The sequence below is a fragment of the Breznakia sp. PFB1-19 genome, from assembly GCF_029893935.1.
Classification (GTDB): Bacteria; Bacillota_I; Bacilli_A; order Erysipelotrichales; family Erysipelotrichaceae; genus Breznakia; species Breznakia blatticola.
This window is the reverse complement of record NZ_JARXXJ010000006.1, coordinates 61,621-81,007: the sequence shown is the minus strand read 5'-3', so window position 1 is coordinate 81,007 and position 19,387 is coordinate 61,621. Positions and strand designations below refer to the sequence as shown.

Below are 19,387 nucleotides of genomic sequence, written 5' to 3'. Positions count from 1 at the left end.
TACAGGATGAGCAAAGTACACGATATTATTAGCGATCCAACCTTAACGTATGAACAACAAGTTTTATCACTTGCTCGCTTAGCGGAAAACATGGATGATTCATTAGCTCGTGATCCAGAATGGATTGAAGCGTTAAATGAAGAAATTCTATGTGACTTAGGTGAAGGTCTTGCACCATACCGACCACGGTATATAGTGCCTGATTACAACGTGTTAATGGAAAAAGGGTGTAAGTTTTTAAACGTAGAAGCACCAACAGATATTTGGGAAGCAACCAATGCCTTATTGATTTTCTATAAGCATGTACCTAGTATTACTTCATTTCCAGTATATTTAGGAAACTTCTCAAAATTATTCGCTCCATTTGATACAGATGAAAAGCAAACAAAGAAGGCATTACGCTTATTCTTACAACATATCGATAGCACATTAACAGATAGTTTCGTGCATGCAAATATCGGTCCAGAAGATAATCGCGTAAGTCGAATTATTTTAGAACTAACAGAGGAAATGCAACTTGCAATTCCGAACATTACACTATTATATAACCCAGAGAATACAAGTGATGACTTTGGTGTTGCCAGTGTAAAATGTATGTTAGCAACAAGTAAACCAAGTTTTGCCAATGACGTGATGTACCAACAAGATGCAGGTTCAAAAGAATATGCAATTGTTAGTTGCTACAATTCACTACGTGTTGGTGGAGGTGGGTATACATTACCAAGAATTCGTTTGTACAATGCATCAAAGAAGGCAAAAGATGCAAATGATTTCATTACGCATGTATTACCAAATTACGTCCAAATCATGCTAAAAAACATGGATCAAAGAATTCGTTACATTGTTGAAGAATCAAGTTTCTTCAAAAGTAACTTCTTAGTCAAAGAAGGATTTGTAAAACAAGAAAACTTCACAGGTATGTTTGGAGTTGTTGGATTAGCTGAATGTGTGAACCATCTTCTTGATATTAAAGATCCAAATGCAGGATATGGACATAACGAAGAAGCAACCAATCTTGGTTTGCAAATATTAGATACGATTCACGAACTTGTTGTTGGACATAAGGGATTGTACTGTGAAGGGTGCAATGATACCTATGTCATGCATGCACAAGTTGGAATCGATAGTGATGGTACGGAAAACTCACCAGGTGTGAGAATTCCGATTGGTAGTGAACCAGAATTACGGGATCATATTTTATTGGAAGCAAAAATGCATAAACATTTTGTTTCTGGAGTTGGAGATATCTTCAAGTTTGATGAAACATGGACGAAAACACCAGAAGCAGTCTTACAAATTATTAAAGGTGCTCTAGCTAGTGGAATGCGTTATTTCTCAGGATATAATGCAGATAACGATGTAGTCCGAGTAACTGGATATTTAGTAAAACGAAGTGAAATTGAAAAATTAAGAAATAATGAAGCAAGTCTAAACCAAGTAACGATGTTTGGAAAAGGTGCACAAGAAAAAGGAAAAGCGTTAAATCGCAAAATTTACAGTGAGTAAAACTGCAATTGTAAATAAGATTATTCCCTTTTCAAATGTAGATGGACCAGGAAATCGAACGGCGATCTTTTTCCAAAGTTGCCCATTTCGTTGCTTGTATTGTCACAATCCAGAAACGATGAATCTTTGTGTGGATTGTAAAGAATGTATACCAACATGCCCAACCCATGCACTTAGTGAAGTAAGTGGAAAAGTTGTTTGGGATTCTAGTAAATGTGTAGACTGTGATACGTGCATTAAAGTATGTAAACACCATTCATCCCCGAAAGTGAAAACATACGATGTACAAACACTAGTCGCATATATTAAGGAACATGCATTATTCATTAGCGGAATTACGGTTAGTGGTGGTGAATGTATGAATTATGCAGACTTCATTTATGATTTATTTGTAGAAGTGAAAAAGTTGGGATTAACCTGTCTGATTGATAGTAATGGTGCATATGATTTTAAACAATATACACCACTACTTGAGATTAGTGATGGAGTGATGTTAGATGTAAAAGCTGTAGATGAGACATTTCATCAAAAGCTTTGCAGATACAGCAATAAAGTTGTTCTTGAAAATCTTGAATACTTACAATCGATAGGAAAACTGGTCGAAGTGCGAACCGTATTATTGCCTGATGAAGATGCGCAAAATACGAAGACCGTTGACTATGTAAGTAAACATCTTGAGGCGAGTATTCCTTATAAGTTACTACGCTACCGCCCTTATGGAGTACGTCCAGAGGGGGTATCCGTGTTCGGAATGAAGACGGTAAGTGAAGCGGATGCGAATGCCTATAAGAAAATCGCTTTAATGAATAGACAAGGGCAAGTTTACGTTGTATAAATAGATTGACTAAATGTTTTTAGGGAGTTTCCCACGGAGGTAAAGATGAAAAAATTTAGTATTATCGCACTATGTGCAATGTTAGTATTCACGCTAACAGCTTGTGGCGGATCAGATGACAAAGACAAAGGATCAGATGACAAAGCATGTAAAGTAAAAATAGGTTTCGTAACTGACATGGGTGGTATTGATGACCGTTCATTCAACCAAGGATCTTGGGAAGGAATCAAAAAATTTGCTGAAGACGAAGGTTTAGGAGATGACTGTATTACATACCTAGAATCAAAAGCAGAAGCTGATTACGTAAGTAACCTTACACAATTATCTGAAGATGGATATGATCTAGTAGTTGCTGCTGGATACTTATTTGAAGATGCAATGAAAGATGTATCTGCACAATTCCCAGAAACGAAATTCTTAATTATCGATGCTGTTGTTGAAGCTGACAACGTACAATCTGCTGTATTTGCTGCTCACGAAGGTTCATACTTAGCTGGTATGGCTGCTGCAATGGAAGCTAAAGAATTAGGATCTGACAGTGTTGGATTTATCGGTGGTATGGAAGGACCAGTTATCGGAGCATTCCAAGCTGGTTTCGAACAAGGAGCATTAGCTGCTAACCCAGATGTAAAAATTTACGTTGACTACGCTGGATCATACGATGATGCAGGAAAAGCGAAAACACTAGCTGCTAAACAATACGATGCTGGAGCGAAAGTTATCTATGCTGCTGCTGGTAATGCAGGAAACGGTGTGATTCAAGAAGCACAAGAACGTACGGAAAAAGGCGATAAAGTATTCACAGTTGGAGTTGACCGTGACCAATACGAAGATGGAAAAATGGCAAATGGAGATTCTGTAATCTTAACTTCTGCACTAAAACGTGTTGATGTTTCAACTTACGATGCTTGTAAACAAGTACTAGATGGTGATTTCAAAGCAGAAACAATCACTTACAACTTTGACCTTGATGGAGTTGGATACCCAGAAGAAAATCCAAACTTATCTGCAGCAATTACAAAAGCATTAGACAGTGCTGTAGCTGGAATCAAAGGTGGAACTATTAAAGTGTCTGAAGAACCAACAATTTCAAATGGTGGGACTAACTAGTCGTTCTTAACTAAATCAAGAATAAGGGGGATGTCCATCCCCTTTTTCTTATGATAAAATTAACTTAGATAATTATAAAATAGGAGGAAGATATGGCATACGCTGTTGAAATGCTAAATATCACCAAGGAATTCCCGGGAATCAAAGCAAATGATAATATCACATTACGTTTGAAAGAAGGCTCAATCCATGCTTTACTTGGTGAAAACGGAGCAGGAAAATCTACATTAATGTCCATTCTTTTCGGTCTTTACCAACCAACCTCAGGTGTAATAAAGGTTCATGGTGAAACGATTAAGGAAATGGATCCAAACTTGGCTACAGAGTTAAAAATAGGGATGGTGCATCAACACTTTAAACTTATTGAATCATTTACAGTAGCAGAAAACATCATTTTAGGTGATGAACCAGTCAAAAACAAAATGAATGTTATTGACATTAAAACGGCAAATCGCAAAATCAAAGAGTTGTCAGAACAATATGGATTCAACGTGGATCCAAATGCAAAGATTTCTGATATTTCCGTTGGGATGCAACAAAAAGTTGAAATTCTAAAGATGTTGTATCGTGATGCAAATATTCTTATTTTTGATGAACCAACTGCGGTATTAACGCCACAAGAAATTGATGATTTAATTGAAATTATGAAACGTTTGGTAAAAGAAGGAAAAAGCATTCTTTTAATTACCCACAAATTGATTGAAATAAAATCAGTAGCAGATGAGTGTACAATTTTACGTCGTGGAAAATACATCGATACAGTTGATGTAAAAACAACAAGTATTCCAGAAATGGCGGAAATGATGGTTGGTCGTAACGTAAACTTTACGATTGATAAAAAACCAGCAAATCCAAAAGAAGTAATTCTTGATGTAAAAAACTTATGTGTGGAAAATGAAAGTAAGAAACAAATCGTAAAAGATTTCTCATTTGATGTACGTGCAGGTGAAATTGTTGGGCTTGCCGGAGTTGATGGGAATGGACAAAGTGAACTAATTTATGCACTTGCTGGATTGATGAAAGCAAGTAAAGGTGAGATTTTACTTTGTGGGGAAGATATTCGCAATTGTTCTGTCAAACAACGTTTTGACAAAGGGATGGGACACATTCCTGAAGACCGCCATAAATATGGGTTGGTACTTGATTTCTTATTAAAAGAAAACTTAATCTTACAATCCTATGCAGATGCACCATATGCAAAACATGGAATTCTGCAAATGGATATTATTGATGAACATGCAAATAAACTAATTGATGAATTTGACGTACGTAGTGGAGAAGGAAAAGAATCCTTAACTCGTAGTATGTCAGGAGGAAACCAACAAAAAGCCATTATTGCTAGAGAGCTTGATCGCTCACCAAAATTACTACTTGTTGTACAACCAACACGTGGACTTGATGTTGGGGCGATTGAATACATCCATGGAAGAATCGTGGAAGAGCGTGATAATGGAAAAGCTGTCTTATTAATGTCATTAGACTTAGATGAAATTCTAGATTTATCAGATCGTATCGTAGTTATCCATGATGGAGAACGTACAGCATTTATTGATCGTGATAAAACGGACTTCAAAGACATTGGATTGTATATGGCAGGAGAAACACACAAGGAGGACACAACTCATGAATAACAAAACCTCAGCATTAAAAGTTTCGTTAGTTTCAGTTGGACTTGGGTTACTTCTTGGTCTAATTATCTTAGTTGTTTCTGGATATAGTCCAATGGTATTATTCAATGCGATTTTACGTGGACTTACTGGTATGACAACACAGCGTCCAGTTTTTAACTTACGTAATACTGGAGAATTTATCGTATTCTCTTTACCGCTAATTTTAACGGGATTGTCTGTAGCCTTTGCCTATAAAACAGGAATGTTTAACATTGGAGCTGAAGGACAATTCATGGTAGGAGCTTGTGCAAGTGTTGTAGTTGCTATTTTAGTACCACTTCCAGGAATCTTACATGTAATTGCATCCGTACTTGCAGGAGCACTTGCAGGAGCTCTGTGGGGCTTTATACCTGGTCTGCTGAAAAGTAATTTTAAGATAAATGAAGTTGTAGTTTGTATTATGTTGAACTACTTTGGTATGTATTTAAGTAACTTTATTTTGAAATCATTACCAGGATCAAGTATTTCTAAAACAGTAGTGATTCCTTCATCTGCATCATTGAGTTCAGAGTTCTTAAGTGGACTTACCAATCACTCACGTTTGCACTGGGGAATTCTAATTGTTGCGTTCTGTGTATTTGCTTACTGGTTTATTTTAAACAAAACATCATTTGGATTTAGTTTACGAGCAACTGGACACAATGAATACGCTGCAGATTATGCAGGTATGAAAACAAAACGTAACGTTGTACTATCGATGATGATCGCTGGAGCATTAGCGGGTGTAGCTGGAGCAATTATGTCACTTGGTGTATTCAACATGGGACGTGTTCTTAGTGGATTTGAAAACTACGGATTTGATGGAATTGCGGTTGCCTTTGTAGGTGCATTTAACGCAATTGGTATTGTCTTAGCTGGATTGCTATTTGGTCTATTAAAAGTTATGGCACCATTAATGCAAGCAACTGGAGTACCAAAAGAAATCAATGAAATTATTTCAGCATTTATCGTATTATTTGTGGCAATGCAATATGGTATTCGCTTATTACTTACAAAACTTGAAGCGCGTAAGCATAAAAAAGCTAAGCCAAAAACCTTAGAAACTAGTAAGGAGGGAAAATAAAATGGAATTATTCTTACAAATGTTCCCAGCTGCACTAGTTATGGCAACGCCAATTATCATTGCAGCGCTTGGTGGATTATTCTCAGAAAGAAGTGGAGTTATCAACATCGCTTTAGAAGGGATTATGTTAGTAGGAGCATTCGCAACTGCAGTTACCGTTATTTTCCTAGGTGAAAGTATGGGACGTGCTGCAATTTGGGTTGGATTACTTGTAGGAGCCCTTGTTGGTTGTGCCTACTCAGCAATTCATGCTTTTGTTTCGATTCGATTACGTGCAGATCAAACCATTTCTGGTACTGCGCTTAATATGTTATCAACAGGAATTACCGTATTCTTATGTCAATTAATTTTCCAAGGACAAAGATCGCCTAACATTCCTGTAAGTATGCCAAAGATTTCAATTCCTATTTTAAAGGATATTCCAATTCTTGGCCGTATGTTCTTTAATGAAGCATATCCAACATTCTTCATTGCCGTATTACTTGTTGTTGGTGCATACTTCTTGTTATATAAAACAAGATTTGGATTACGTTTACGTAGTTGTGGAGAATTCCCACAAGCCAGTGCATCAATGGGAATCAATGTTGCGAAAATGCGTTACATTGGAGTTTTAACTTCAGGAGCTCTTGGAGGGCTTGCTGGAGGAATTATGCTTTTAACAACAAACATTCAATTCTCTGTATCAGTTATTCACGGAGTTGGGTTTATCGCTCTTGGATGTTTGGTATTTGGAAAGTGGAATCCATGGGGATGTCTACTTACTGGAGTATTCTTTGGATTCTCAGAAATCATTTCATCATATTCAGGAAACATACCTGGATTAAGTGGAATGCCTACAGAATTCTTCTACTCAATTCCTTATGTATTAACCATTGTTGCATTGGTATTATTTGCCAAACGTTCAATTGGTCCAAAAGCTGCAGGTCAAATTTACGACGCTGGAGAAAGATAATGAAAAAGCAAAAGGTCAATCTCACTTACATGAGACTGACCTTTTTTAATGGAACGTGGCTTTTGTTCCTATCGGATTACGATCTTGATCGTAAAGGATTTCACAGTGTCCACTATATCCACTTGTATGCACACTAAGTAGGTACTGTTGGCAAGCATAATCTGCAGGTTTTAAACCTGTAGAAGTAGTATAACCTTCTGTAAACAGAAAACTTCGTTCTTCAGGTTTTGTTTGTGATACGACAGTTTCGACCACTATGGAATTCCCATTCTCTGTAGAAGTATTTATGATAGGAGTTACACCATTTGGTTGTAAATTTGTATTTGGTAAAGGTGTAGTATCACTTTCTTTCTTTGGAGGTATCGCCTTGGATGGCTCTTTTTTTGAAGACGTATCGCGTACAAGTATTTCAAGTGCTTTACGTGCTTCATTTCCTGCATGATCTTTTGCCACAATTTCTACTTGGTAGTGACCAGGTTTGTATTTATCAAAATCTCCTTCGATTTGATAGCGAATATTCTTTGTCTTGTTATCGACAACTTCTATATGCTCTTTTAAATCAAAGCTTGCACCTAATTCAATTTCATAGGAATCACTATCGCAAATGATGATTGGTGGAGTAAGATCTTTTTCTTCTTCTAAAAGAGAAAAATCTTTTAAGCTTCCTTGTTCACTTGCACTTTGTCTGCATCCGCTACAAAAGAGAAGAAAGATGCAAATCATGATTTGTTTTCTATGATGTTTCACGATGTTTTCTATATCGTAATATACATACTCCACCAATCGAAGTGCAAATCAAAGCAATAAAGAAATGAATTTGACTGGTATCATTTGTGGCTGGGAGTGTCATCGATTCAATAAGAGAATTGAAATAATGAATCGTGTAGATATGTTTATCATCAAAGTCATCCATTTGTACGGTAATGATCTCATCAGATATTTGATAACCCATTGGTGCTTTGATTTCTTTTATTTCAATACGATCATAACTTCCAGAACCTGCAAATGATAAAGTAGCTACTCCAGTTTCGCTTTCTGAAGCAATTTGTTTTGTTTGTACGCATGCATCATCTTTGTAGAAATTTGCTTCGAAGATAACTTCTTTATTTTTATCACCTTTGATTGGCTCTTTTGAATATGTATCCCTTTTTTCTACATAGATTGTATGTTCTGTTGAATGAAATGTAATACTTTGATCTTCACTGTTGATGTCTTCATGTACCAAGTATGGTACTGGCTCAGTTCTCTTTAGATAGTCGTCCTTGCTATATAGATATTCATAAAACACGATTTCATCTGCATCATTGAAGGTATTTGCTGATACATGATGTTCTACTTCATAGATGCCATTGTGTGTTTCAAAATGAATATCTTCGCTAGTGATGGATTGGATACATGATGTACTTTGTTTATCAATTATTTCAGTAACTAATACGTATGTTTGATTGATATCGATGTTTTCATACATCAATGTATCTACTAAGACTTGATCGATGGTTGGATCGATAATTTTTTCTTCATCCCTGTTGAAAGCAATTGTTGACAATTTCGGCTTTGGTACATTTGCATATGCAATAGTATGTGTACTACCTAAATCAACAAATGCTTCATCTAGGACAAATGTATACACTTCATCAGATAGTAGATATAAATCATTGCTTTTACTTTCTGTGACATGAACTGTTGCACCATAAGGTAAATCTGTAAATGTTATTTTCCCTGTACTTGGATCAATACTACTTGTTTGATGATATTCTTTGTCATGCCAAGTATAACTCAGACTAAATTCGAACCCATCAAGATCAGTAATGATTTCATTTGTGTATGCATCAATTTTCTCAATGACAAGATTGGTGCGAATATATGTATTTTCTAGTTTTTTGTTTTCTGTGTAAATTGCTGTCTTATTATCCGTTTGACTAAATGTATAAATAAGTGGTTCTTCATGAAGTAGATAACCAGTTGATGTAACTTTTTCTAGGAGGGCATAACGGGTTTTACCTACTACAGAAATTGGTAAGTTTGTAATTTGTAGAAGATGATTTTCATCTGTGTAAAAATATCCATCTTCTGAATCTTTATTTACAATTATGTCACCTTTTTTATATAGCGTTGAACCATCAATTGGTGAAAGGATATCATCTAAAACTTGTAGTTCAAATCCGGCACTATAGGTATGACTAGCTAGTGGCATTTCCCATGTTTTCTGCAGTTGTATAGTTGCAGTAGGTTGTTTGTTTTTAATGACTAAGCTTATTACACTATTTCCATCTTCATCGCTTTCTAAGAACTCGCTATCACTTGAAATGATAAGTGTTGGCGTATAATCGAGAACTAGCATACCTTCAGGTATTTTAATTTCTTCAACAGTATAAGTACCTGCACAAAGTTTTAATGGTGTAAATGCTTCACCAGTTACTTTGCTTGCGATATGTCCATCTTTTGTTGTTGTAAATGTATCATATACTTTATTTCCAACTCGTTGACTTACATACTTTCCATCTGTATCTTTCAGTTTAAAACTTGCTGCTGAGTATGTAACTTTCTGATTTGTGTCTGCATCCACTTTTATCAATTTTGCATAGGCTTCAAATTGATTGTTGCGAACAACATAAGTTTGAAGTTCTTGGTTTTCTTCTTTTACCGTGAAAGTCATATCTGGAGATTTATGTAAGTTTAGATTTCCGGTTTTTGTATTTGTGATGATGTATGTACCATAAGGAAGGGGTTTACTTTTTGCGTGCCCTTTCTCATTGGTACAAAGTGTATCGTAAATTGTTGCATTCTCTTTTCCAACACGCTCTACTTCTGAAGCAAGCTGTATGGTAAATTCAGCACCTTGTTCATTCAGTTGTAACCCCGATGATGGTCCCCATACTTTTATAATCGCTAGTTGTCCTTGATATACTTGCTCATAAGAAGTCACATCACGTGTAATTACATCCGTTGTTTGATTCTCGTACGTTAGTTTAATAATCTTGGCCTTATCTTTTGCATAGCCATTAGGTGCTTTTGTTTCTTCAATTCGGTAAGTTCCTAATTCTAAGCCTTGCCAAGATAGAGTTAAATTCTCTTTGCTTGTACTTTGTTGACCAATCGATGTGTCTTTTGGTAAAAGTACTTGTTTACTAACTGGATCGATAATATCTTCATGCGCAAATACTTCATAGGTTGCAGGATACAATGATGCATCTCCTTGTGGAGTTATACCGTTTGTTGCATCTTGTTTGTGCAAGTTGATAGTTCCTTTTGCACGCTTGTTGCTCATTGTATATGTATATGTTTTATTTGGTTGAATATATATAGGTGCAACTTTTGGATCAACAACTAAAGGTGCAACAACAGCAACTTCCTGTAAATACAATGTTTGTGGAAGAAGGTTCTCGATACGCACATTTCCTTGTTCACCAGTTATATATGTACCTAGTTTATGTTGCATCTGCATGTCAGTAGCTAAATCAAAAGTTACACCTGCAACAGGGGTTCCACGTTCATCAATTTTTGTTATCTCAAGAGCACCATAACGAATATTCTTTAAGGTGATTTGCATTGTATCACTTTGACTAAGTTTGTAGCTTGCTAAAGTTTGTGCACCAGTCTTAGTAAACATCGTTGCACCACCTTTATAGTTTCCAATATCCTTTTCTAAAGTGATAGTAATCGAATCGTCTGTTGTATTATTATTTTGCACATGTAATGTATTTTGTGACTGTATGCTTGCTGATACGTTTGGACTTGCTGACACGACTTTCCATGCATGATTTGTGGCTTGATTATTTACAGTGAAGCTACGTGTCTCATTTGCTTTGATTGAGCTATCACCAAGCGCATAGGTTGGTTTAAGCCAATAGTTAGTATTTATGGCTTCCCAGTGTTGGATACGCTGTTGAAAGTTAGCGACATCAAGAGAAGCATAGGCTAAATTTGGATGTAATATTTTCCATACATATGCATTAAAAATGCTGATTTCCTCGTTTGACATATTTGCATAATTATTTGCGATTGCTAAACGAGCAATGCGTGTTTGCAAAGTGTTGTTAGGTAATGGACTTGCTTGATATCCTGGTCCTAGACTTGCCTCGATTGCGGGATCAATACAAAGTGCGCGCTGTCCATCTACAGTAAAAGCATGCAGTGTACCCCATCCAGCTGCCATTCCATTTACATTTCCTGCTGTGGCTTCCCAGCGATAAGATATCCCTGTAGAAATCTGTGATAGATTTCCATTTTGTGCTCGTGCTTGTTTATTAGGATAAAAGGCTACACTACTAAAACTGATAAGCATGACGAGCATTACATAAATCAATCGTTTAATTTTCATAGAAAACCTCCTCGCTTATATATTGGAAAAAGTAAAAAGATTATCCTAAAAATTAGTGAAAAAGAATTCAAATAATGTAAAAATCCGAATCTTCCATAAAACGAGCAGAATTGGACAGTGCCATTAACAAATCCGATTCTATACGTATAATGTAGGTAAGGAGGAAGACTAAAGGAAAAGCTTTAGCTACCTCGCATAAATTTCCAAACAGAAAGGAGCTTAGACCCATGGGAACATAAGCAGTCTAAATGAAAAAATTGACAAAGACTACATTTGAATATGATAAGGCAATAGGAATGAATAATACATTTGGGTTATTCAGGCAGTATCCGCTATCAAATTAGGGTGAATAGAAATTCATTTGGACAAAAGAAAAAAGTTGTTGATTAATACATTATGACACCTAGCTGATAACAATGAGCATAGAAGTAAGAGAAAGTAAATATAGGTAAGTGATAAGGTAACTACAATCAAAATAATTTGACGAAGTAATTGAAGAAGAAAATACAACAGAAAAGTAAGAATGTAGGAAAAACATCAACAACAAAGAAGTTAGAAGTAAAGAAAAGGAGAAATTGTTTGGAAAATTTGAATTGTTGACGGGTTCGTTATTATGATTAGATAATAATGAACCCAATTTTTTTATGTCAAGGGAATGAATTTTAGGATTATATGCTATAATAGGTAGGCATATGAATAAGAAAGAATTCTTCTATCAACAAGTCGCAAAAAAAGGAATTGAAGTCAGTGAAGAAATGAAACTTCAATTCGCAAAGTATGCAGACTTATTAGTTGAATGGAATCAAAAAATGAATCTGACGGCAATCGTCGATGAACAAGGGATCTATGAGAAACATTTTCTCGATAGTTTTCTTTTAGCTTACGCGGTTGATATAAAAGGCAGTCTTTGCGATGTTGGTGCAGGGGCTGGTTTTCCTAGTGTGCCGTGTTTGATATTATATCCAGAGTTAAAGGTAACGATTGTTGAACCACTGCAAAAACGTTGTACCTTTTTAAATGAGGTAAAAAAACAACTAGGATTATCAAATCTTACAATTATGAATGCTAGAGCAGAGGACTTTGCCAAAGATCACCGTGAAGCATTTGATATTGTGACAGCTAGAGCGGTTGCAAACTTAACAATGTTAAGTGAATTATGTTTACCACTAGTAAAAAAAAGTGGATTTTTTGTGGCCTTGAAGGGGCCAGGTGCAGACGATGAATTACAAGAAGCTGCATTTGCAATACAAACATTAAAAGGAAGTGTTGAGCGTATTGATCATCAAGAGTTTTTTGGTCAACAACGCAATAACCTAATTATAAAGAAAGTCGATTCGACACCGAAAAAATATCCGCGCCCATTTGCGCAGATAAAAAAGAACCCGTTGAGGAGAAAAGCATGAGTGAAATACGAGACATAAACATAAATGAAATTAAAATCAATCCAAATCAGCCACGTTCATTTTTTGATGTGGATGCCATTATTGAATTAGCTAATTCGATTCGTGAAAACGGTCTAGTTCAACCGATTAGTGTACGGATTGTTGATGATGGTTATGAACTTGTAGCAGGGGAACGTCGATTACGTGCCACGAAATACTTAAAATATGAAACCATACCTGCATATATTGTAGAAAGTGATGTAAAAGATTCTGCATATATGGCAGTTGTTGAAAATGTACAACGCGAAGATCTTAGTGCAATTGAAGAAGCAAAAGCCTATGATCATATTTTGCGTCAATTCAATATGACACAAGCAGAACTTGCAAAACGCTTGGGAAAATCACAACCTGCGATTGCCAATAAATTACGTTTATTGCAACTGGATATTAATGTTCAAAATGCAGTAGAAAGTAAATTGATCAGTGAACGACATGCACGAAGTATGTTATCATTAGATGGAGAAAGCCAAAACGAAATCTTAGACCAAGTAATTAAGAATCGTTGGACGGTTTCACAAGTAGAAAGTGAAATTGCGAAAAAGAAAAAAGAGAAGAAACCGGTTGTCGCGAAAACCGTTAAAGGTGTATCAAGAAATGTACAAATTGGTATTAATACCATTAAAAGAGCAGTGGAAATGGTTGAAAAGAGTGGTATCTCGATTGACTATGCCCAATCTGAAGAGGAAGATTTCGTAACGATTACACTAAAAATTACGAAATAGAAAGGGGACTTATGGGAAAGATTATTGCAATATCTAACCAAAAAGGTGGTGTCGGGAAAACCACTACGGCGATAAATCTTGCTAGTGGACTTGGTTATCTAGGTAAGAAAGTACTACTTGTTGATTTTGATCCACAAGGAAATGCAACACAGGGTGTTGGTGCAAATAATGATGACAGCAAACTCAGTGTTTACAATTTGATCATGGAAGATTATGAAGTGGATCAAATGCGTAAGAAATTGGTAAATCCACCAATTGATTTAATTCCAGCAAATATCTCATTAGCTGGAGCGGATTTACAAATGGTGCAATACGAAACAGGTAAAGAAGAATTATTAAAAAATAAATTAGATAAAGTGAAAGATGAATACGATTTTATTATTATCGATTGTCCTCCTTCGCTAGGGTTGTTGAATACCAATGCACTTACTGCTGCAGATAGCGTAATTATTCCTGTACAATGTGAATATTACGCACTAGAAGGATTGATGCAATTGTTACTAACGATTCGTTTGGTGCAACAATTATTCAATCCAAATTTAGAAGTAGAAGGTGTTGTTCTTACAATGTTTGATGCAAGAACAAAACTATCATTGGAAGTCCAACAAGAAGTACGAAAACACTTCAAGGATAAAGTCTACAAAAGCTTTATACCAAGAAATGTGCGTCTTTCTGAATCACCTAGCCGTGGTATGTCAATTTTTGAATATGATGTACGTTGTGAGGGTGCAAAAGCATATGCTGGATTAGCAAGTGAAGTTGAGAAAGCAAATCGAAAAGGGGCAAAACATGAGTAAAGAAAACGGAAAAAAAGGTGGACTAGGAAAAGGTCTTCAAGATATTACTGGAGGTGCTGGATTTGAGGCAATCTTTGGTAAAGAAGTAGGTAAAGCAGTAGAAAATCTACAACAAGGTAATGTGGAAGGATATGAAGCTTCATTGATTGAAGTAAAAAGTATTAAACCAAACCCATACCAACCACGTAAAGAATTTGATCAAAAAGCATTGGAAGAGTTAGCACAATCGATCGAAGTGCATGGAGTCTTTACCCCAATTTTAGTAAAGAAAAGTGTTACCGGTTATGAACTTGTTGCTGGTGAACGTCGTTTGCGTGCATCGAAAATTGCAAAATTAAAAGAAATTCCAGCTATTGTTGTCGACTTTGATGACAAACAAATGATGGAGATTTCTTTACTTGAAAATATTCAACGTGAAGATCTAAACGTGATTGAAGAAGCGCAAGCAATGGCGAACTTGATTGAGAAACTTGGATACACACAAGAAGAACTTGCAAAACAAGTTGGGAAAAGTAGAGAGCATGTTACTAACATTTTACGTTTATTAAAACTACCTAAAGATATTCAAGGATATGTTGCTGATAATAAACTGACAATGGGACATGCACGTGCAATTCTTGCACTTGATTCACAAGATGATATGAAACTTGTAGCAAAACAAGCAATTAAAGATAAGATGAGCGTTCGTCAGGTAGAACGTTTAGTAAAAGAAATGAAATCACCATATGTCAACAAACGTAAAGAAGAAAGTAAAGCTTCAAATTACGATGGTGTTGTAAAAATGATGCAAGATCGCTTACAAACAAAAGTTGATATTGATGATCGTAAGATCACGATTCACTATGATGGTGTAAATGATTTAAATCGTGTCTTAGAAATATTAGATTTATTAGAGGAAGAATAGTCTTTCTCTTTTTTATTTTCGTTTTCTCTTATTTGAGTTAGGAATGTTCAATTGTTTTCGATATTTTGCAATTGTACGTCGTGAAACGTTAAGTTCCATCTCATCAAGTAATACAACTAACTCATCATCGGTTAATGGTGCGTTTGGATCTTCTTGTTCGATTAGTAATTTAATTGCTTTAATTAGTGCATCTTTACTCGTACCACCTTTTGTTTGTGATACGAAAAGATGTTTTAATGGAAGTACTTGTTCTCCAAATTCGTAGTACTTGTTAGAGAGCGTACGAGAAACAGTCGACTCATGAAATCCTGTCAAATCTGCAAGTTTTTTTAAGGAACAAGGTTGTAATTCATCATTATATAAGAAATGTGACTTTTGAATATGAAAAAGCGCATTGGCTAAAACCATTAACGTTTGATTTCGTTTACTAATTGCATCAATGTAGAAATATGCTTCTTGAAAATAACTCTTGAGTTCTTCTGTATATTCTTTATATTCATCAAGTACATATACATGACCAAGATCATTAGGAATGAGTTCGATCGTATGTTCATCTATTTCTACTTTAAATTCAGGAGTAATTACTTGTTGATTTGTAGTTGTATAATTTGAGCATGGATATGGATTGCATGTCTGAATTTGTTTCAAAAATAAATCGATATCATGTTTTGAATAAGAAGTATTCTTGATGATATTCGAATATTCTTTATTGGCAAGTTCTTTTGGATATTCTTTTAATAAATTTGCTGCTGCATCATATCCTTTATGTTGTAATTGAATACAAATGGAATCAATAGAATTACGCGCAGCTACACCAATGGGCTCAAAGGATTGAATAAGTGCTAGATTTGCCATAAAAGTTGATGTATCGATTTGTAATGTGTGAATATAATCCTCGATGGAGTCACTTAAAAAACCATGTTCATTTAGTGATTCAATGATGAAACTACAAACTTCTTCATCATAATACGCATTACTTGTGTGTAGCTGTAAATAAAGTTCATCACGCAATGAAGCACCTGTTGAAGCTAACTCAAAAAATGAATCCTCATTGCTATAGTTTGGTGTAAAATCAAAAACTGGATTGTTTTGTGTAACCTCTTGTAGCATCACTAAAAGAGATGAACGATCCATGCTTAATGTATCAAGTGAATCCTTCATTTTTGTGGATAAGATCAGTTTTTGTTGGACTGTTTGCGAAGTTTTTAAAGTTTGTTTCATGGCACTTCCTTTCATTAATAATATTATAGCAAGATTCATGCCAAACTATGCTCTTGACAAAGCTATTTTTTACCAATAGTATGGGATACGAGAGGTGGCCTATGCGAGACAAAATACTAGATGAAATTAAAGTTCATACCCAAAATAATGATTATGAGAGTAACTCGGTAGTTGAGGTTTCAAAGAAACTGCAAGTTTCAAGAAATGTAGTAGCTAGTGAAATTCGTCAGCTCTTTGCACAGGGAAAACTAATAAAAATAAATCAAAAACCAATTTTGTATGTAGCAAAAGAGATCTTTGAAGAAATCCACAATCAAAAAGTGGACACACTTGAAGTAGATTCATTACATGTGCTTACTTCAACAAACTCTGATGAAAAAAGAGACTTTGAAAAACTCATTGGATATGATGGAAGTCTTTCTGAATTAGTTAGTCAATGTAAAGGTACCATATCTTATCCACCTAATGGATTACCCATGATGTTATATGGACCAACAGGTACTGGGAAATCATACATTGCGCGATTGACTTATGAATATGCCAAACATAAAGGTTTATTAAGTAAAGAACAACGGTTTATCTCAGTAAACTGTAGTGAATATGCCAATAACCCAGAATTACTAACTGCAAACTTATTTGGACATGTAAAAGGAGCATTTACTGGTGCAGATAAGGATAATGAAGGTTTAATTGCATTGGCAGATGGAGGGATTTTATTTTTAGATGAAGTACACAACTTATCTCCAGAATGTCAGGAAAAACTATTTCAGTTTATGGATTTAGCAGAGTATCACCGTGTTGGAGATAATGAGAACTGGTATGCATCAAATGTGAAATTGATATTTGCGACTACAGAAAAGCCTGAGGATGTGTTACTCAAAACATTATTGCGTCGTATTCCTATGACGATTACAGTTCCTTCATTAAAAGAACGTGGGCTACATGAAAGAGTGGAACTCTTATATTCCATGTTCAAAGCAGAACAAGAAAAACTACAGAAGAAAATTCGAATAAGTGCAAAAGCATATAGCATTTTCTTAGCATATGATTTTCCAGGAAATATTGGAGGACTTCGCGGATGTATTCAAACATGTTGTATCCAATCGATGTTTAGTAATCAAGACGATGATGCAATTGTTATTCAATTGCATGATCTACCAAAAGACATACTAGAAAGTGAACAATTACAAAGCATAACGACAAACTTTGAAAATACTGGAGATACAATTGCTGTAGATGAATTAGATAGTTTTATTAAAGCAGAGAGTTATATTATTCAAATGCTACATAATGTGTTAACAACCTTTCAAACATATACAGGTAATGATGCGAATATCACAGAAATGGATGTATCGATCAATCAAAATATCCATGAGTACTTTGATAAAATCTTGTATCATGCCACGCTGTCAACAGATAAAGATTTCTACTATAAAGGTATCGAAAACATTTTCGATATGATCCGGAATCGTTATGGCTTGAGTTTATCAAACAATGATATTCTGACCTTAAACTGTTTTATTATGGATTATCGAAAGAATTATATCAGTGTTAGAAATTGGTCGTACAAACAAGCAGAACAAATATCAGAATTGCTTAGTTATTTAGAAAATCATAAATATTACGAAGCTAATATTACAAAAGAAATCACAAACTATTTACATGCATATCTTGATTTAGATATTTTAGATATTGTAAAAATTGTGTTTATGTTTTATCTAAGTAATGTAACAAATCATAAAAGCGAAAAGAAACGTTTAGCTGTAATACTTGCTCATGGATTTTCTACGGCTAGTAGTATTGCAGAAGCGACAAATCAATTTCTAGATACCTATGTTTTTGATGCGATTGATATGCCAATCAACCAAGATGTGCAAACAATTATAAAAAAATTAAATGAATATCTAAATAGTATGGGTAAATTTGAAGAACTATTTCTTTTAGTAGATATGGGAAGTTTAGAAGATATTTACAAAGGAATACAAAACAAACAAGCCAACATTGGAATTATTAATAACATCAGCACAAAAACAGCATTAGAAATTGGAAATGGTATTATTCAAAATCGTCCGATGGAAGATATTTTTGATGAAGTCATTCAATATTCAAAGACCCATTATCACATTGAGAAAAATCAATTAAAGAAAAATGTAATATTATGTTCATGTGCAAGTGGTATGGGTACTGCAGAAAAGCTACGCCGTATTCTAAAAGATTCACTACCAGTAGATGTTCCTATTGAAGTTCAAACATATAATTACAATGAATTGGTAGAGAAAGGAATTCATAATAAAGTGTTCGCAGATAACCATGTATTATTTATAGTAGGAACACTCAATCCAAACATTGAAAATCTTCCATTTATTCCAATCGAGGAATTAATTATTACAGATAGCTTTGCTGTTTTAAATCATGAGTTGCAATCCATCATGAGTGCAGAGCAATTGGATACTTTCAAAAAGAAGATTCTAAAGAATTTCTCATTAAGTAATATTATGAGTAGTTTAACCATCTTAAATCCAAACAAACTATTAGAACATGTCGCAGATGCACTTGATCGCTTACAAAATGCGTTGGATAAAACATTATCAAGTAGTACATGTTTTGGTTTGTATGTTCACATTAGTTGTTTGATTGAACGATTAGTTATGAACAAAGAAGTTGAAACGTATTTAGATGTCGATGAATTCACCAAAGAAAATCAAAATTTTATTAATTTAGTAAAGCAAACATTTAGAGAAGTTGAAGAATATTATGGGGTAGATATCTCGATTCCTGAAATCGGTTATATTTACGATTATATAAAAAATGATTAAAGTGTGTCAGTTTGGCACACTTTTTGCT

The 19,387-nt window shown here is 34.8% G+C and carries 14 protein-coding genes; 11 read left to right on the top strand and 3 right to left on the bottom strand.

The window, feature by feature from the left end:
• Positions 1–6: 6 nt before the first annotated feature.
• From M2098_RS04595 to M2098_RS04570, 6 genes are all read left to right on the top strand, one after another.
• Positions 7–1,506: a YjjI family glycine radical enzyme gene (locus tag M2098_RS04595; RefSeq protein ID WP_280681954.1), complete on the top strand. Its 1,500-nt coding sequence runs from the start codon at positions 7–9 to the stop codon at positions 1,504–1,506.
• On the top strand, positions 1,499–2,341 hold the full coding sequence (locus M2098_RS04590) for a YjjW family glycine radical enzyme activase (RefSeq protein WP_280681952.1): 843 nt from the start codon (positions 1,499–1,501) through the stop codon (positions 2,339–2,341). Before M2098_RS04595 ends, M2098_RS04590 begins: the two co-directional genes overlap by 8 nt.
• A 45-nt stretch (positions 2,342–2,386) precedes the next feature.
• Positions 2,387–3,451 carry a BMP family ABC transporter substrate-binding protein gene (locus M2098_RS04585; protein ID WP_280681950.1) on the top strand — a complete coding sequence of 355 codons (1,065 nt, stop codon included), beginning with the start codon at positions 2,387–2,389 and terminating at the stop codon, positions 3,449–3,451.
• A gap of 92 nt (positions 3,452–3,543) precedes the next feature.
• On the top strand, positions 3,544–5,082 hold the full coding sequence (locus M2098_RS04580; RefSeq protein ID WP_280681948.1) for an ABC transporter ATP-binding protein: 1,539 nt from the start codon (positions 3,544–3,546) through the stop codon (positions 5,080–5,082).
• Positions 5,075–6,184 carry an ABC transporter permease gene (locus tag M2098_RS04575; RefSeq protein ID WP_280681946.1) on the top strand — a complete coding sequence of 370 codons (1,110 nt, stop codon included), beginning with the start codon at positions 5,075–5,077 and terminating at the stop codon, positions 6,182–6,184. Before M2098_RS04580 ends, M2098_RS04575 begins: the two co-directional genes overlap by 8 nt.
• A gap of 1 nt (position 6,185) precedes the next feature.
• On the top strand, positions 6,186–7,136 hold the full coding sequence (locus M2098_RS04570) for an ABC transporter permease (RefSeq protein WP_134167832.1): 951 nt from the start codon (positions 6,186–6,188) through the stop codon (positions 7,134–7,136).
• 45 nt (positions 7,137–7,181) lie between these two features.
• Here the strand turns inward: M2098_RS04570 and M2098_RS04565 are convergent, their stop codons facing one another.
• Positions 7,182–7,859, bottom strand: coding sequence for a hypothetical protein (locus M2098_RS04565; protein WP_280681944.1), 678 nt, complete (start codon positions 7,857–7,859; stop codon positions 7,182–7,184).
• 10 nt (positions 7,860–7,869) lie between these two features.
• Entirely contained in the window at positions 7,870–11,457 is a 3,588-nt protein-coding gene (locus M2098_RS04560) for a SpaA isopeptide-forming pilin-related protein (RefSeq protein ID WP_280681942.1), read from the bottom strand.
• Between the two features lie 692 nt (positions 11,458–12,149).
• Here M2098_RS04560 and rsmG point away from each other — a divergent pair.
• The 4 genes from rsmG to M2098_RS04540 are packed head-to-tail and all read left to right on the top strand — an operon-like array spanning position 12,150 to position 15,322.
• Positions 12,150–12,860: a 16S rRNA (guanine(527)-N(7))-methyltransferase RsmG gene (gene rsmG / locus M2098_RS04555; RefSeq protein WP_280681940.1), complete on the top strand. Its 711-nt coding sequence runs from the start codon at positions 12,150–12,152 to the stop codon at positions 12,858–12,860.
• Complete coding sequence (locus tag M2098_RS04550) at positions 12,857–13,621, top strand: ParB/RepB/Spo0J family partition protein (RefSeq protein ID WP_280681938.1); 765 nt, start codon at positions 12,857–12,859, stop codon at positions 13,619–13,621. The genes rsmG and M2098_RS04550 overlap by 4 nt, the downstream gene beginning before the upstream one ends.
• Positions 13,622–13,632: 11 nt before the next feature.
• Entirely contained in the window at positions 13,633–14,418 is a 786-nt protein-coding gene (locus M2098_RS04545; RefSeq protein WP_134167822.1) for an AAA family ATPase, read from the top strand.
• A complete protein-coding gene (locus M2098_RS04540; RefSeq protein WP_134167820.1) occupies positions 14,411–15,322 on the top strand; it encodes a ParB/RepB/Spo0J family partition protein in 912 nt (303 codons plus the stop codon). Before M2098_RS04545 ends, M2098_RS04540 begins: the two co-directional genes overlap by 8 nt.
• Before the next feature lie 12 nt (positions 15,323–15,334).
• Here the strand turns inward: M2098_RS04540 and M2098_RS04535 are convergent, their stop codons facing one another.
• Positions 15,335–16,543 carry an RNA polymerase subunit sigma-54 gene (locus tag M2098_RS04535; RefSeq protein ID WP_280681935.1) on the bottom strand — a complete coding sequence of 403 codons (1,209 nt, stop codon included), beginning with the start codon at positions 16,541–16,543 and terminating at the stop codon, positions 15,335–15,337.
• A gap of 101 nt (positions 16,544–16,644) precedes the next feature.
• On the opposite strand from M2098_RS04535, the gene M2098_RS04530 reads away from it, so the two are divergent.
• Positions 16,645–19,359, top strand: a complete 2,715-nt coding sequence (locus M2098_RS04530) for a sigma 54-interacting transcriptional regulator (RefSeq protein ID WP_280681934.1) — start codon at positions 16,645–16,647, stop codon at positions 19,357–19,359.
• The last annotated feature ends 28 nt before the right edge of the window (positions 19,360–19,387 follow it).

Coding starts and splice junctions, on each gene's coding strand:
- M2098_RS04595 (WP_280681954.1), top strand. CDS start 7: ATGAGCAAAGTACACGATATTATTAGCGATCCAACCTTAACGTATGAA.
- M2098_RS04550 (WP_280681938.1), top strand. CDS start 12,857: ATGAGTGAAATACGAGACATAAACATAAATGAAATTAAAATCAATCCA.
- M2098_RS04540 (WP_134167820.1), top strand. CDS start 14,411: ATGAGTAAAGAAAACGGAAAAAAAGGTGGACTAGGAAAAGGTCTTCAA.
- M2098_RS04530 (WP_280681934.1), top strand. CDS start 16,645: ATGCGAGACAAAATACTAGATGAAATTAAAGTTCATACCCAAAATAAT.
- rsmG (WP_280681940.1), top strand. CDS start 12,150: ATGAATAAGAAAGAATTCTTCTATCAACAAGTCGCAAAAAAAGGAATT.
- M2098_RS04545 (WP_134167822.1), top strand. CDS start 13,633: ATGGGAAAGATTATTGCAATATCTAACCAAAAAGGTGGTGTCGGGAAA.
- M2098_RS04575 (WP_280681946.1), top strand. CDS start 5,075: ATGAATAACAAAACCTCAGCATTAAAAGTTTCGTTAGTTTCAGTTGGA.
- M2098_RS04585 (WP_280681950.1), top strand. CDS start 2,387: ATGAAAAAATTTAGTATTATCGCACTATGTGCAATGTTAGTATTCACG.
- M2098_RS04535 (WP_280681935.1), bottom strand. CDS start 16,543: ATGAAACAAACTTTAAAAACTTCGCAAACAGTCCAACAAAAACTGATC.
- M2098_RS04560 (WP_280681942.1), bottom strand. CDS start 11,457: ATGAAAATTAAACGATTGATTTATGTAATGCTCGTCATGCTTATCAGT.
- M2098_RS04565 (WP_280681944.1), bottom strand. CDS start 7,859: ATGATTTGCATCTTTCTTCTCTTTTGTAGCGGATGCAGACAAAGTGCA.
- M2098_RS04570 (WP_134167832.1), top strand. CDS start 6,186: ATGGAATTATTCTTACAAATGTTCCCAGCTGCACTAGTTATGGCAACG.
- M2098_RS04580 (WP_280681948.1), top strand. CDS start 3,544: ATGGCATACGCTGTTGAAATGCTAAATATCACCAAGGAATTCCCGGGA.